Origin of the sequence: Gemmata sp. SH-PL17 (assembly GCF_001610855.1) — a bacterium.
GTDB classification, from domain to species: Bacteria; Planctomycetota; Planctomycetia; order Gemmatales; family Gemmataceae; genus Gemmata; species Gemmata massiliana.
Map to the genome: position 1 here is coordinate 4,943,929 of NZ_CP011271.1, position 16,037 is coordinate 4,959,965.

The following is a 16,037-nucleotide window of genomic DNA, read 5'->3' on the forward strand; positions in this document are numbered from 1 at the left end:
GCGGGAAAACGAGATCCGTTATTACACCGGACTGAATCTGCAAGACGGGGCCGCAAATCCTTCTGCGGGTAGTGCGAATCGAGAATCCGTTTTCAACAACGGATGCTATACGCCGCTGGTATCGATTGCAACGACTTTCGGGATATTTCTGAGAATTTTCTCAACCTTGAACGCTGATCCGTACCGCCATAGACTTCCGCGGCTGCCGCAGCAAGCACCGGAGCCGTTCATGGCGAACACGCACGAGCACTTGGAACACGCTGAACACGCCGAGCACCACGCTTCCGACCCGTTCAACCAGCGGGTCGCCGTTTCAATGGCCATCGTCGCCGCGATCCTCGCCGCGATCAGCATGGTGGGCCACCGAACGCACAACAAAGTGTTGCAGCTCCAGGGCGAATCGAATCGACTGCTCGGCGACGTGAACCGGGTACTCGGGGACGCGAACCGGGTCGGCACAGAAGCGGCTCGGGCCGAGGTCGAGAAGAGCAATCTGTTCGCGTGGTACCAGTCCAAGCGCCAGCGGCAGTCGCAGTTCGAGACCTCCGCGACGCTGATCGAACTCGTCCCCTCCATTGAGCCGCTGCGTAAGGACGCGGACGAGGACGCGAAGAAGAAAGCGGCCGAAATCGGTCAGCGCCGCGCGAAAGCTGCTGACGACTGGAAGAAGCGGGCCGCCGAGTACAATAAGTCGAACGACCAAAAAGATAATTTGCCGGACCTCCTTGTACGGGGAGAAGAAGCGAGTAAACGGGCCGACAAGTTACGGGCCGAAGCCGAGCGCGTCGGGACCGAGGCCGCTAAGTACCGCCAACAGGCCGCCGAGAAGAGTGAAGAAGCCGAGCACGTTCACCACCAGGCCGACCGCTTCGATATCGCCCACCTGTCGGCCGAAATTGGCCTGGTCCTCTGTTCGATCGCGCTCCTCACCAAGAAGCGCGCCTACTGGTTCCTCGGGCTCGCGGCCGCGGTGGTCGCGATCGGGTTGACCGCGTCCGGGTATATGATTCCTCACCACCCGCACTCGCCGCACGACGTGCCCGGCCACACCGCTCCCAACGAACAGGGGAAGCCCCACTGACCGCGATGACCGAACCCGAACGCCCCCGCCCGTGGCGCCCCTGGCGTTCCGCCCCCCTCGGCTGGCTCGTGACCGCCGTCGCGCTCGCCGGGGGCGTGCCAATCTTCCTGTCGATGCCGCCGTGGTGCGACGTCACGCTCTACCAAATGGCGGCGCGCAACGTTCTCAACGGCGGCGTCCACTACCGGGACATCTTCGACACCAATTTGCCCGGCTTCGTATGGGCAATGGCGCTGGCGAAGATGGTCTTCGGCTGGAACTACGAGGCGCTCCGCGCGGTTGATCTGCTCGTGATCGGCTCGTCGGTCGCACTCCTGTGCGGGTGGGTGCGCCGCTGCGGTGCGACGAGCTACGCGGTGGCGTGGTTGGTGGCCGCGGTCGCACTGTATTACCCGTTCACGACCGAGTTCAGTCACATTCAGCGCGACCCGTGGATGCTCCTCCCCGCCGCGCTCGCGGCCCGGTTGCGGTTGAGGCGCGTGACGAGGGCGATGGAAGTCAGACCTACCCCCCCGTCCCCCCTCTCCGCGCTCCCCGGCCCTGTCAGCGGAGCTTCTCGCGGGCCGGGGGAAGGGAAGGGGGAGGAAAGGCAACCTAACCCCCTAACCCCCTTCCCTAAGAATGAAGGGGGAACAGAACCAAATACAGCCGACACAAAACAACCCGAGGTGGTTTTAAGCCCCTCTCCGTGCTCCGGCCCGCGCGAAGCTCCGCTGACCGGGCCGGAGAGCAAACAGGGAGGGATTGGGGAGGGGTTGCTTCTCCGTTCTTCTATCCTCGAAGGGTTCCTCTGGGGCGCGGCCGTCTGGCTGAAGCCCCACGTGGTGGTACCGGCGTTCCTCGTGTGGGTGGTGTCCGCCGTACTTCTGGTTCGGCGCGAGTCGCAATCCCGTGTGCTGGCCGATCTGGGAGCACTGATTACGGGCGGGTTGCTCGCAGGGGCGCCGGGAATCGCGTGGCTGATCGGGACCGGCGCGTGGCCGCACTTCCTCGACATCTTCCTCAACTGGAACCCCGCGTACTTCGCCGATTCCGGTTCACTCAACGACCGGGCCGGAACGCTCTTCAAGTGTTTCCGCCCGTGGAGCGTGTTGCACTACCCGGCAATCGCGATCGCGATACTTGTGTTGTGGGAGGGGCGGGTGTGGTCGCTTATCCCCGGTCCGCCCGCGCGCCTGCCCCGCCCGCGGCGGTGGTATTCGCCAGCCGAAAGTGAGGGTGCCGCGTCCGCGCGCCTGCTGTTGGCCGCGCTGTATTTGGGGTGGCTGGCACAGGCCGTGTTCCTGCAACGGGGGTTCGAGTACGTTCACGCGCCGCTCTTGTTACTCGCGTTCGCGGTCGTCGCGAGCCAGCGGTGGTGTTTCGGATTCGTGTACCTACTGTGGTTCGTAGCGGTCGGCGCGCTGCTGAACGTTGCAGACGTGGACCCGCGCGCAGCACGGGTGGCGAGCGCGCTCAACCCGGACGCCCCCTACATCAAGTTTGATAAGCACCCGCTCGCGGACTGGTCGGTGATGAAGTTGTGGCCTCGCGCGTGGAGCGAGGGCGGGTCGCCGGAACTCCGCGACCGGCTCGGCCAGTACACCGACATCCACTGCGGTACACAGTGGCGCGAACTCAACGACGTGGCGAACTACTTGAGAACGGTCGAGCCGCCCATCGGACCGGGCGAGCTCAACTGCTGGAACGACAGCACGCACCCGCTGTACCTGATGCTCGATGTGGACCCGGCCACGCGGTACATGCACTACGGCACCGCGTTCGCAATCCGTGAAAGAGCCGACCTCCCCCCGGGCGAGAAGTCCAAGCGCCAACAAATCGCGGACGCGGTCGCTCGTTCGCGCCAGCGGTACGTGGTTAGTGACCTGCTCCGTATGTCCTGGAACCGAAATTCGCCCTACGATCCGAGTTCGTGGGTGCCCGGCGACCCGCTCCCGGTGTGGTTACCCGCGAACGAGCGCCAAAAGTTCCCGTGGAACCAGCCCGTCGTGTACCGCTCGGGCCGCTACGTCGTTCACAAGATCGACCCGAACATCCCGCTCGGAACGATCCGCGTGCCCGACTGGGACTCGTTGGACCAACTCCCGTTCTTCGGGCCGGACGAATGAGGGGACACTCGGTGCCCGCGAACTTGAACCGGATTCCACTTTTTCGCGCGCCGGCGCGGGCAATTTTCGCGACCGTATCGCCGCCCGGAACCGATTATCGTGGTTGTGCGGGTTAGCCCGGCGCGGTTGTATCACCTGCACAGCGGGCGCCGCGCAGCGCGCCATCACGAAGTGCGATCAGCACTTGTGTCCGCTCGGACGCGGTTTACAATCAATATCAATGTTACCCGCGCTCGCGGGGCACCAAACTCCCATCCCACCGTCGCCACGAGTTTCCCCATGGCGCAGCAGATGATTACGCTCGAGGAAGCCGCGGAACGACTCGGCATCTCCCCGGAGGAGATGAAGAAGCGGCTCAAGACCGACCCCGAGTTCAAGAAACTCAGTCAGATCCGCGACGGGTCCACCGTGCGGTTCAAAGTTTCCGCCATCGACGAACTGGGGCGCCAGCTCGGTTTGGCCAGCGAGGACGGGCTCCCGCTCGCCACGCAAGAGTTGGACCCGCCCGGCTCGGACGATTTCAAGGTGAAGGTACCCGATCGGGCACCGAAGAAGAGCGCCGACGACGACCTGCCGCTCGACCTCGGGAGCGCGGACGACGAGGTGTTTTCGCTCGCCGAGGAACCGAAACCGGCCCCGCCGAAGTCCGGTAAGATCGCGCCGAAGGCCCCCAAGAGTATGTCCGACAGCTCCCACGGCAGCTCGGACAGCGACGTGCGCCTCGACAGCGGGAAGATCAAGAAAGTCAAAGCGCCCGAGCCCAAGAGCGACGAGGCCGCGATCCCGACCGAAGAAATCGCGCTCGATTTTGGTGGCCCCGGCAGCGCGGTTATCAAGGGCGGGAGTTCGGCCAAATTATCCGCTCCCAAGAGCGGCAACTCGTCCGGCAAACTCGACCCGAGCAAGAGCAAGGGCGGGAAGTCCGGCAAGCCGCCGGTGGAGAACGACAGCAGCGAGTTCGAGCTGAGCCTCGACGCGGACAGCGACGACTTCGACCTCCAGATGAACCCGGACGCCGACGAGGTGGACCTGGGCAGCTTGCCCAAGGGCAAAAGCGGAAGCGACAAGCGCAGCAGCGCCAGCGGGATCAACCTCAGCGACCCGGCCGATAGCGGGATCTCGCTCGAAAAGAACAAGAAGAAGGTCGAAGAAGACAGCGACGAGTCGGACGTCGATTTCGAGCTCTCGCTCGATTCGTCCGCGGTCTCGTCCAGCACCAAACTCGGCGCGCCGAAGTCGGGCAAGTTGGTACTCGACTCCGACTCGGACAGCGAGTTCGAGCTGACGCTCGACGACTCCGGCGGCTCGCTCGAACAAGCGGCTCTGGAATCCGAAGCCCTGGCCGAAGAAGACAAGGGCGACATCTTCGAGACCGATTTCGAGATCCCCTCAATGCCGGACGAGTCCGGGTCCGAGGCGGTCGCGCTGGAGTCGGACACGGACCTCGAACAGTCCGACTTTGAACTCGAAATGGCCGACAGCGATGTGGCCGAAGCGAGCGGCGAAGAATCGGGTAGTGAAGTCGTACTGCTCGAGGACGAAGAAGAGGCTCGTCCGAAGGCAAAGGGGAAGCCCCAAGCGAAGGGGAAAAAGCGGCCCGTTGTCGAAGATGACGCCGATGTTGACCTGGCCGACGACTCGGCCACCGACGAGTCCGACGCCTCAGTATCCAAGGCACTTCGAGGCGCGAAGGCCGGGCGGCGCGGGTCTTCGGATTCGGTTGATGAAGAGTTCGTGGCGACCAAGCCGTGGGGCATTGTCCCGGTGTTGTTCCTCGCTCCCGCGCTGCTCTTCGCTCTGGTCGGCGCGTTGATGGGCTTCGAGTTGCTCCAGACGACATTGGGCTACCAGCAGCCCCGCAAGCCGGCCGCTCCGATCGTGCGCGGACTTGCCACGCAGTTCGACATGGAACTACAAGACCAGTGACCGGTGAGACCGTTACCAACACCGGGGCCGAGGTTTTTACCTCGGTCCTGGTGTTTTTTGGTGCGTTCTGTTGCTTCACTCGCAACAAATAGTTCGTTGTGACCCGTAAAAGAGCAACGAACAGGTGAACCTATCGCCCCGGAGGTATTCGGCGCGGCCTCGAAGCCGGGTCCGGTCCCGGAGGCCACCAAGGATCGAATCCGTCGGCTCCCGGCCGAGCGGGTCGGAAGCCAGGCCGTCGGGGTGTCCCGGTCGTGGCTCCGGGGGGGTTCGTCAACACCCGGTACCGGGATCGCACCCCGCGTGATCCCGGAGCGCCCCAAAAAAGGCCGGCCCGGTCGTGATCGAGGCGGACGAGTTGTGGAGCTTCGTGGGAACCAAGGGTGACGTGCGGGGGTGGTCGCTCTGGACGCGGGCACCCGGCGGGTGCTGGCGATGGTCCTCGGGACCACTAGGGCCACTACCGATTAACCACTATGGTGGGGATTCACGCTGAATTCAGTGTTTTCAAGTTGGGCGCTTTGGGAGTAGCGGGGCGTGTGGGTTTACCGGTCAATGGTGGTTACCACGCCTCCATTGCCGGAGCCCCATGCGGTCCACTTATCAGGGTACCCGCGCCACCCCGGGTGACGCCCCCGGCACCTGCGCCTGATGCTCACCGCGTGGCTCGGTCGCGCGGTCCAACTGCCCAAGCGACGCACGTGCCCCCGAGGTGGTGTGGCGGGTAGTCCTATTCGCGGCGGCGTTCACCCGGGCGATCGCCGCCGCGTGCGCCAACGCCCACGCCCCGTCCGGGCAGGCGATATGGGATTACTTGTACCGGGCACTCCCTAGGCGGGCTCACGCCAGCGAGAGCAGTACCACTTGTTCCCTGCTGCGGTTGGGATTTGCTCAACACGCTACGATGAGAATGGAAGATCGCCCCCACGACGAAGGAGCACTCCCATGTCGGAACCCACGCGCGAAGCGGTCGACCAGATGCAGGGGCCGGTGGTGCTGGAGTTCGGGGCGACCTGGTGCCCGCACTGTCTGGGAATTCAGTCGGACATGGCCGCCCAACTCGCGAAGCACCCGAACGTGCAACACGTCCGCGTCGAAGACGGTAAGGGGAAGCCGCTCGGGCGCTCGTTCCGCGTTAAACTGTGGCCGACACTGGTGTTCCTGAACAACGGCGCGGTCGTGAACCAGTTCGTGCGCCCCGCGTCGGACGAGATTGCCAGGGGATTCGCTGAACTCACCAGCGGCGGGAACCTCGCGCCCGGAACGGTGTCAGCGAATCGCGCAGAATAGCGAGGGGAAAAGTTCCCGGATGTGTTCGCCCCGACGCGATCTTACTGCCGGCCGACGTCGGTGCGAAGTGTGCGGGCGCTCTCGACGATGCGCTTGAACTCGGGGGTGTCGCGGATCGGGTTCAGGTCTTTGTCTGTATCCACGTGTTCGTGACCGAAGCCCCTTCGGAGGGCCGCCGTTAGCAGCCGGATCGCTTCGGTTCGCGCCCCGGGCTGGACCTTATCCAACAGGGCGTACACGCACGCGGCCTGGTACGCATTCACTGGCGACGGCTCGCGCTTGAGGACGTCAGTCGCGTCGACGATGGCCTCTTTCGCGTTGCCCAACCGGGCGTGAAGCACGCCGCGCCCGGACCGAGCCGGGACGTAGTCCGGGTACATCTCCAGGAGCCGGTCCAGGGTGCGAATGGCCTCGCGGTCCTTCCCCATTTTGCCCTGCGCGTGGGCCTTATTTTGCTGTGCGGGGATCGAGCGCGGGTTCGCGACGAGTGCCGCGTCGAAGTCGCTGATGGCCCCGGCGAGGTCGGTGTTGAGGCGCACGATTCCACGAGCCACCAGTCCCACGTCATCCTCCGCGTTCAACTTCATCGCCTCGGCCAGATCCTTGGCCGCGCCGGTCGGGTCGCCGGACACGTGTTTGATTTGTGCGCGCATACACAGTGCCCGGACTTGCGGCGCGCCCAGTTCGGTCGCGTACTCCAGGTCGCGCAGACCGGCGGGGTAGTTCTTCAACTCCTGGTTCGCTAGCGCGCGATTCAGGAAGACGTCGGCGGTATCGGGAAGCAATTCGGCGACTTTATCGAGATCGTCTTTCGCGCGGGCCGGATCGTGGGTCCGCAGTGCCACTAGCGCGCGGGCGTAGTACCCGCCCGAGTGGTCCGGGCGCAACGCGATCGCGGTGGTGTAGCACGCGGACGCATCCGAATACCGGCCCAGGTTCTCGTAACAGCGCCCGAGGCTCATGTGCGCGGAGAAGTCGCCCGGATCGAGTTCGACCGCCTTTCGCAGCAGTGGGAGCGCGTCCCGGTGCTTGCCGTTGGTCATGGCCTCGGTGCCAGACAGGTAGTAGTCCCCGGCAGTCGCGAGCGGCGCGTCTTTGGCTTTCTCGGCCGACTGTGCCGCGCCCTCAGACCGACCGAGTCGGCGCATCAGTTCGGCACGCTGCTCCCACAACGCCTTAGTTGCGCTCCCGGTTACCGTTTCGGCTAGTTCGTTTGCGCGAAGGGCCGCGCCGAGCGGTTCGTCCGTGCCGGCTCCGGAGTTCGAGCGAAGCGATTGTCCGCGTGCGAGGAGCAGACAGACTTCGGCGATCTTGGACCGCACTCGCTGCTGCTCGTCCGTCGGCAGCGCGCGAAACTCGGCCCGCTGTTCCCACCGGACGTCCTCTGGCAACCCGTACCGCGCGAGGGCCTCCGTACACTTGGCGATTCCTCGCTCCACCGTGGCCGGCTCGGGGGCGCGCGTGCTGAGCAAGTAGTGCGCGGATTTCAAATCGTCGTCGAATTGCCGTGCGGCGACGGCCGCGTCGGACCGTTCCGCTCGGGTGCGCGCTGTGACTAGGCCGCCGATGCACAACGTGAGCAACACGACGGCCACGGTCACGAGGCTCACGTTAGACGTCAACCGCGGGTGCCGGCGTGCCCACTTCCGCACGCGCTCGCGGACCGGGACGCGCGCGAACCGGAGCGGCAAATCCGCGCGGTGCCGGTCGAGATCGTCGCGAAGATCGGCCGCAGACTGGTACCGGTGGGTGGGGTCCGGTTCCAGACACTTGCGGACGATCGCCTCCAGTCCGCGTGCTACTTGTGAGTTCTTCGCACGCAGCCGGGGCGGGCGCGCGGAGCGCTCCGTCAGCATGAGCGGGATCTCGTCTTCCAGTTTGCCCATAGGCACCCGGAACGGGTGCTCCCCGGTGAGCAACTCGAACAGGATGATGCCGAGCGCGTAGACGTCGCTGCGGCCGTCGGTCGTAGGGACGCGGTCGCGTACCGAGCGCAGGTGCTCCGGCGCCATGTAGGGCAGCGTCCCACCGATGTGCGCGCCGGGGGCCACAGCCCGCACCTTCAGATCCTCGGACACGCCGAAGTCGAGTAGCATCGGCTGGCCGTCGTCGGTGAGCAGCACGTTGGCCGGCTTCAGGTCGTTGTGCAGAATACCGTGCGAGTGGGCGTGTTCCAGCCCGTCAGCGAGCCGCGCGCCGATCCAGCACACCGCATCGGGGTACGTGATCTCGCGCAGTACCTCTTGCGGCCCGCCCGCCCGGACCGGTCCGCGGACCGCACGCAGATGCGCCTCCGCCTCGTCCACCGCGACCGCCACCGATCCGAGCGACTTGGGACCGGTCCCGGCGCCCGTTCCCGGCGCGCGCGACCCGAGGGCCGGGATGTCCGTCTCCTCGCTCAGCCCCTTGAGAGTGTCGAGTAACTGCCGACCGGTCGCGGGGACGGCCGTGTTCCCGCGGAACCGGTGGAGCAGATGCGCGAGTGTGGCGACACCGAAGAACGGCATGCACACCGCCTGAAACGGTCCCTCGCGGTGCACCGAGTAAATGGGGACGATGTTCGTGTGTTGGAGCCGCGCGAGAGTCTGCGATTCACCCGCGAGGTCGGCCGAGACCTTGAGCGCGACGAACCGGTCGGCGAGTTCGCCCTGGCGCGCGAGGTACACGCGACCGAACGTCCCGCGCCCGAGTACGGCGGCCAAATCGAACCCGGCAAAGTGGCTGTTCACTCGCGGGAACCGGTCGATTGCCGCGCGCAGCCGCTCAGCCGTCGCCGGATCGGACGCCCGCAGGTGGTCGATCAGCGCGACCGGTTCGAGACTCGCTTCCGGCGGCAGCCCGGCCTCACCGGTCCAGTTGCGGATCGTGCCAATGTCCGCGGGGTCTGCAGAAAGTTGAGGATCGGGTGCGGGAGTATCAGATGCGGGCGGAAGTAGATGGAGTTGGGCCGTGGGCGGGAAGTCACAGGCGCTCATGTGGGCGATCGCCGGGGCGTAGTGGGAGGACGGCGGCCCGCGGTGCGGACCGTTCCAACACTACCTAGCACGAATCTGATACCGCGGGGGCACCGAAATGACGCATCTTGAGTTTTCGCGCGGAAGTGGAAACGCGGACCGAAGCCCACAAACCTGACCAGTTTCACCGGCGTGCTCCTGGCGCACCGTTCACCAGGTAGAAAACTCTTGCAGACCAGCTTTTGTTCGTGGCCCGGGCCTCTGGCCGGGGAACCGTCCCAGGCCAGAGGCCCGGGCCACCAAACCAAAACCGTAGGAACCACTCCAACACACCCCGTTTTCAACCTCGGTGTCAGCAGTGAACCGCACCAGCGTTGCCCGTGGCGATTGTGGTTTCACATGATTTCTGAACGAAGTGGTGTCCGAACCGAGACAGTGTATGCACGAAGTTAGCGCGCGTTGTAAATCGCTCTTATCAGCATTTTGGGATTCTCCACTTTCATTTGACTCAGTGAAATTCTCATCTACGGTTCGCCAGAGTGACCTGCCGTCGCGGGCACAGTATTCACGCGGGACCAAAAAAGGCTCCCAAAGGCTCCGATCCCAAACGGTCCCGGCCCGCGATCCACCGACCCACTCCACGGAACTCTCCAATCTGAAGCGGCTAAACCGCCGCTCACACCACCGAGAAAATAGATGAGTCAGTCGCTATCGCCCAAGCGTCTGTCGGTCGAGCACCTCGAAGACCGCTTGACCCCGACTTTCGGCACCCCCTGGTTCGACGGATCGAGTCTGACCCTCAGCTTCGTGCCCGACGGCACCGACATCTCCGGCAAACAGAGCAACCTGTTCGCCCTCATGAACGCGACCGCGTCGCAACCCCAGTGGCAGCGCGAGATCCTCCGCGCGTACCAGACCTGGGCCGTGGAAGCGAACCTCAACATCGGGCTCGTCGCCGACGGCGGGCAAGCGATGGGGACGGCCGGCGCGCCGCAAGAAGACATCCGGTTCGGTGACATCCGGATCGGGGCGCGGGCGCTCTCGGTACCGGGCAGCGCGAACTCCACAATGGCGAACGCGGTCGGATTCGACTACGACAGCCGCACGTGGGCCGGCGACTTCATCTTCAACAGCCTGTACCAGTTCGGGATCGGCTCCTCGTACCAGGGCGACCTGTTCTCCGTCGCGCTGCACGAGGCGGCCCACTCGTTCGGACTGGCCGACCAGAACACCGACGCAACGTCGGTCCTTTTCAACTCCTATCAGGGGCTCTGGTCCGGGCTGTCGCTCAACGACGTCGCGGCCATCCGCGGCCTGTACGGTGCCCGACAGGACGACCAGTTCGAGGGGCTCCTCGGCAACGACACGCTCGCGACCGCGTACAACCTGGGGAACACAACCGCGGTTTCGGCGGACGTCACCCGGCTCGGCGACGCGGACGTCTACAAGTTCACCACCCCGGCCTCGGGCGCGACCGGTCTGACGATCAACCTCCAGGCCGCGGGCATCAGCCTGTTGACCGGCAAGGTCACCGTGTACGACGCCCAGGGGAACGTGGTCGCCACCGCGTCCACCTCGGACGTGCTGAACAACAACCTGTCGATCAGCCTGGCGAACTACCGCGCGGGGACGACTTACTACGTCAAGGTGCAAGGGTCCGGCTCGGACGTGTTCTCGATCGGGTCTTACGTGCTCCGGCTGAACTACTCGGGCGGCAGCACGACCACGGGCACGAGCGTTACGAACTCGTACTATACCAACTTCGAGTTCCCGTTCAGCAACAACGACACGCTCGCCACGGCCAACACCCTCAGCGCGGTGCGCTCGACGAAATCGAACACGTTCGCCCTCGCTGGGTTCATCACCAGCGCGACGGACGTGGACTGGTACAAGATCACCCCGACCCTCGCGACCGGGTTCACCGGCACGCTGTTTATCGGAACGATGACGGCGACCAACGGGTTGCTCCCGTCGGTCACGGTGTACAGCGCGAGTGGCCAGTTGCTCCCGACCGTCGTCACCATGAACGAGGGCGGGTCATACGCGATCCAGCTCGCGAACGCGACGACCGGGACGACGTACTACATCCGCGTGGGCGCGTCGACCGCGGCCGGCAGCTCGTCGTTCGGCATGTACACGCTGGGCGCCACGCTCGCCCCCGTCGCCCCGACCACCTACACCCAGGTCACGTCGGACACGCTCACGCAGCCGGAAGCGGTCCAGTACACCACCATCGACGTGGCCGGGGACCGGCTCACACAGTTCGCCCTGACCGCGACCGGCGGCTCCTCGACGTCCACGACCGCGGTGCGCATGACCATCTTCGACGCGACCGGGCACGCGGTGTTCACCACCGTGGCCCGCGCCGGCCTGCCGCTCACGACCGGGGCCGTGTGGCTCGTGTCCGGTTCGTACACGGTGGTGTTCAACGCGGCCACACTGGACGGCTCCTCGATCCAGTCGCTCGGGCTGGTGCTGTCGGCCCGGACCCTGAGCGACCCGCTCGACCCGATCATCGAGAACCCGACCGTTCCGCCGCCCCCGCCGCTCGCCCCGATCACCGCGCCCACCCCGGCCCCGACGCCCCCGCCCACGGTGCCGATCGTCGGCCCGATCACCAACCCGTTCGCTCCGTAACCCGACCTCCGGGTGAGCGCCGAACCCGGCCACGGTCTCCAAATAGCGTACCGAGCCGCGTGGAGCGGTCGCCTCTGTAGCTCGCCTCACAACGGGTCGGGTACTGAGGATCGACAACCCGCGCCCACGGCACTCCTGAATAACAAGCGTTCGAGCTGTTTCGCCCTAATCCCCTACAGCCCGTAGCGAGTTGGTACATGATCGCGGAACTGATCCCGACCGAGAACTCGGTCCAAACGTTTCGGACCCCGAGCACGCTCCCGGCCAAGCCCGTCGATAAGGCCGCCTGCCTCGTTTACATCTACCCGACCGGCCCGAACATGGGCACCCGGTACGCACTCGGCACCGAGCCGGCGTTCATCGGGCGCGCGGAAGACTGCGCGGTCCGGAACACGGATGCGTCCGTTTCCCGGTACCACGCGAAGATCGCCCTGCGAGACGACGGCGAGTACGCCGTCACCGACCTGGGGAGTACGAACGGCACATTCTTGAACAACCAGCAAAAGCGCGAGGGAGTGCTGCGGGACGGGGACTACTTACGGATCGGGAACTGCATCTACCGGTTCCTCGGCGGCGGGAACATCGAAGCCGAGTACCACGAGGAGATTTACCGGCTCACCGTTCTGGACGGGCTCACGCAGGTCCACAACCGCCGCTACCTGTCCGAGTTCCTGGACCGCGAGATCGCCCGGAGCACGCGCCACAACCGGCCCCTCGCCCTACTGATGCTCGACATCGACCACTTCAAGTCGATCAACGACCGGTACGGGCACCTCGTGGGCGACCTGACGCTGCGCGAACTGTGTACCCGCGTGAAGGCCGTGATCCGCCAGGACGAGTTGCTCGCGCGGTACGGAGGGGAGGAGTTCGCCGTGGTGCTCCCAGAAGCCGATCTCGCAAAAGCGAAATCCGTCGCGGAGCGCATCCGCGAGGTGATGAGCCGGCCCCCGTTCTCGTTCAACGGCGTGACCTACTCGGTCACCGTCAGCGTCGGGGCGGCCGTCACCCTACCCGCCGAACCGCTGCTCCCGAGCGCCCTCGTCGCCCGCGCCGATAAGAACCTGTACCAGGCGAAGGAAACCGGCCGCAACCGCGTCGTCGCGGGGTAGGTCGTTCCGGCCCCGTTCACCCCGGGCCGTCGCATTAACCCCTGTTGTCGCCGAACGCGCGCCGCGTCGCCGGGCGGTGGAGGACGACCAGCGCCCAAATGCCGATACCAAGTGCCGGCGTACACCCCATGAAGGCGAGCATCAAAAGGCACGCCGAGGCCGTCGCCCACGGGTGCGACCGGAAGTGCATCATCTCCCAAGCCCCGTACAAGCCGGCCCCGGCCGCGAGTGGGTAGATGAGGCCCATCATCACTAAAATGGGCCGATCGGCCTCCACCTCGCGTCTCGCATTGCGCCCTTGTGCCACAGAAAAAATAGCAACCAGGACGAACACGAGCGCGACCACGGCACCGAAAATCCAGCACACGAAGAGCGCCTTGGCCGGCGCGGAAATCGCTGGGTCCGCCAACCGGTCGTCGTAGTCGTCGTCCCAGTCATCCCGTTCGTACCGCGCGCGGCTCCGGTGGTAACGCGCCCTGCGGTCCCAGTCCCCGCGCCCCGATCGCCGGCGCCGGACGCGGCGCGGCTCGTCGTCCCAGTCGTCGTAGTCCGAACGCGGGCGCCGCCGGGACGGGGGGCGCGCTTCGTATTCAGATTCATCAGAATCGTGATCGTTCACGCACGCCCCCGTTTGCTACACATCGGCAACGAAAACAAACAATCAATACGCCCACGTCGCGTCAGTGACCGCGTGAAGTAGCACCGACTCCGATCTGACACCACACGTCGCCGCCAGTACCCACTTATATTCTGTCCAAAACAAGATCGACAGCCCAGCACCCGCGCACGTGCGGCCCCGGTCCGCGGCAGTGTTCCAGCACATCGGTGCTGTCACACCCGGCGTCTTGAAGTGCGTCGCCCAGGATCGGCATCGCGCCAAAATCGCGCGATTCGTACATCCGAGACGCGAGTTCCACCACGGCGGGCGAACGCCAGGTGGAGCGGAATGTCACCGGACGAAACGGATTACCGAATATGTCCCGGATCAACGCCGGCTGTCGCGCACCGGTAAGTGTAACCGCCAGTGGCCAAGCAATACCGGACGAGAATTTCACCAGTCCGCACCCCGCCGCCGTCGTTTTCAAGGCGGTGAAATACGCCGCACACTCGTCCGCGGTCCAGAGCGTAAACCCGTTCATACCGGTCGCCCGACTGCGCTCCACCGGGAGCCGGTACATTGCGTTACAGTATTGCTTCAGTTCGGACTCCCACGGCACACCGTCGGCACACCGTTCGGCCGCAACGACAGCCTCCCGCATGACATTGTCGGTAAAGTGGTCCCAGACCAGTCGCGCGCAAGCTACGGTGAAGAGTCGCAGTTTGCGTTCCGCGGTGCAACTACCAAGAAGTGTCAGCATCGGTACTGGGTCTTCACACGTCAGCCATTCCGTCTCGGTCATTACGCACCTCCCGGGACGAACCCAGCATGACCGATCGCGGTACCGGTGCCAAGCGCCGTACCGAAGCACATGCTCGGTAGCAAAACCGCTTGCAATATTTGTACACTAGTGTACAATATGAGTAAATTGCCCATGCGCCGGCCGCGCTTCACTTGGTGGGGCGCATTTTGAACAAGATGTTAGCCGAGGAACGGGAATACGGGTCGAAAATGGAACGGCATTTACTGATTGTTAGCCTCGAGCGGCGGGAATTTGGAAGGATTTGTGCGCCAAAGCCACAGAAATATCAGCGATTGATGCGGTCCCGGCCCGGTGCTATGGGCCGGTGAGTCGGTTCCCGGCCCAGAATGTTAGCAATTGTTAGCCCGGCCAAGAGGCGGGGTCCAAAGCTCACGCAACATAGACGTACCGAAGATGGCTGCCGATAAAGCGCTGGCGATCGTGGTTCGCGGAACCGACTGGAGCGAGACCAGTCGCATCGCCACGCTGTTCACGCGCGAGTTCGGCAAGGTGCGTGCTCTGGCGAAGGGCGGGCGCCGGCTCAAGTCGAACTTCGACGTCGCGTTCGATCTGCTCACCGTGTGCGAGGTCGTGTTCATCCGCAAAGCGAGCGGGCTGGACCTCCTCACCGAAGCGCGGATGAACGAACAGTTTCCGACGCTGCGCCAGAACCTCCCGGCACTCTACGCAGGGTACTACGTCGCCGAGTTGCTCGCCGACGGCACCCAGGACTACGACCCGCACCCGCCGCTTTTTGACGCGGCCATCCAAACACTGCGGTCGTTGGGGAAAGGGGAGAAAAGGCAACCTAACCCCCTAACCCCCTTCCCTAGGAAGGAAGGGGGAACAGAAACAAAATCAGGGATCGACACACCGCAGGCGCCGGTTCTAAGCCCCTCTCCGTGCTCCGGCCCGCGAGAAGCTTCGCTGACAGGGCCGGAGAGCAAGGATGGAGGGGTTGGGGAGGGGTTGCAGCCACAACCTACCTCCCCATCCCCCCTCCCTGAAGGGAAGGGGGAGCAGGCGTCTGACATCTCTGGGCGAACCGCGAGTGTTAACGAGCGGGTGGTTTCCGCCCCCTTCCCTTCAGGGAGGGGGGATGGGGGGGTAGGTTCCCCCCCGGCGCGAGACGCGGACCTCGCCGCCCGCGTGTCCGCGTTTGAGCTTGTTTGGCTCCAGGAGCTGGGATATAGCCCGCGACTCGAAGCGTGTGCCACCTGTGGACGAGAGCGACTGAACCCGACCGCGCGAGCGTTTTTCAGCCCGTCGGCCGGGGGGGTACTGTGCCCGGAATGCGGGCCGGCGGTCGCCGACCGGCGAATGGTTTCGGGCGAGTCTCTCGAAACCATTCGCGCGCTGAGCGCTGGGGGCGCTGGGCCGGAACTCCCGCCCGGGGTCCGGACCGAGGTGCGACAGGTTCTGGGGTACGCGGTGAGCTGCGTACTGGGTCGGCGCCCGCGGCTGCTGAGTTTTGTCGACGCGCGCTGATGAGTGCCGAGGGGCACCGGGATGTGGGTTCGGGAGTGGGACGA

The 16,037-nt window shown here is 65.0% G+C and carries 10 protein-coding genes; 7 read left to right on the forward strand and 3 right to left on the reverse strand.

The window, feature by feature from the left end:
- Positions 1-229 precede the first annotated feature (229 nt).
- The 4 genes from VT84_RS20410 (at position 230) to VT84_RS20425 (ending at position 6,405) form a co-directional block, all read left to right on the forward strand.
- Complete coding sequence (locus VT84_RS20410) at positions 230-1,081, forward strand: DUF4337 family protein (RefSeq protein WP_082840804.1); 852 nt, start codon at positions 230-232, stop codon at positions 1,079-1,081.
- A gap of 5 nt (positions 1,082-1,086) precedes the next feature.
- Positions 1,087-3,189 carry a hypothetical protein gene (locus tag VT84_RS20415; protein WP_082840805.1) on the forward strand — a complete coding sequence of 701 codons (2,103 nt, stop codon included), beginning with the start codon at positions 1,087-1,089 and terminating at the stop codon, positions 3,187-3,189.
- A 279-nt stretch (positions 3,190-3,468) separates the two neighbouring features.
- The gene (locus VT84_RS20420) at positions 3,469-5,115 is read left to right on the forward strand and encodes a helix-turn-helix domain-containing protein (protein WP_052555242.1); all 1,647 of its coding nucleotides are present in this window, start codon (positions 3,469-3,471) and stop codon (positions 5,113-5,115) included.
- A 945-nt stretch (positions 5,116-6,060) separates the two neighbouring features.
- A complete protein-coding gene (locus VT84_RS20425; RefSeq protein WP_052555243.1) occupies positions 6,061-6,405 on the forward strand; it encodes a thioredoxin family protein in 345 nt (114 codons plus the stop codon).
- Positions 6,406-6,446: 41 nt separating this feature from the next.
- Here the strand turns inward: VT84_RS20425 and VT84_RS20430 are convergent, their stop codons facing one another.
- Positions 6,447-9,380: a serine/threonine-protein kinase gene (locus VT84_RS20430; protein ID WP_082840806.1), complete on the reverse strand. Its 2,934-nt coding sequence runs from the start codon at positions 9,378-9,380 to the stop codon at positions 6,447-6,449.
- Positions 9,381-10,055: 675 nt separating this feature from the next.
- Between VT84_RS20430 and VT84_RS20435 the strand changes: the two genes are divergently transcribed.
- Positions 10,056-11,996 carry a matrixin family metalloprotease gene (locus VT84_RS20435; RefSeq protein WP_082840807.1) on the forward strand — a complete coding sequence of 647 codons (1,941 nt, stop codon included), beginning with the start codon at positions 10,056-10,058 and terminating at the stop codon, positions 11,994-11,996.
- 197 nt (positions 11,997-12,193) lie between these two features.
- Positions 12,194-13,105: a GGDEF domain-containing protein gene (locus VT84_RS20440; RefSeq protein WP_082840808.1), complete on the forward strand. Its 912-nt coding sequence runs from the start codon at positions 12,194-12,196 to the stop codon at positions 13,103-13,105.
- A gap of 34 nt (positions 13,106-13,139) precedes the next feature.
- On the opposite strand, the gene VT84_RS20445 is transcribed toward VT84_RS20440, so the two are convergent.
- Complete coding sequence (locus VT84_RS20445; protein ID WP_082840809.1) at positions 13,140-13,724, reverse strand: hypothetical protein; 585 nt, start codon at positions 13,722-13,724, stop codon at positions 13,140-13,142.
- A gap of 124 nt (positions 13,725-13,848) precedes the next feature.
- Complete coding sequence (locus VT84_RS41000; protein ID WP_239465422.1) at positions 13,849-14,505, reverse strand: hypothetical protein; 657 nt, start codon at positions 14,503-14,505, stop codon at positions 13,849-13,851.
- 414 nt (positions 14,506-14,919) lie between these two features.
- Between VT84_RS41000 and recO the strand changes: the two genes are divergently transcribed.
- Positions 14,920-15,993 (forward strand): DNA repair protein RecO, encoded by a 1,074-nt coding sequence (gene recO / locus VT84_RS20455; protein WP_082840810.1) that lies wholly within the window; start codon positions 14,920-14,922, stop codon positions 15,991-15,993.
- Positions 15,994-16,037 lie beyond the last annotated feature (44 nt).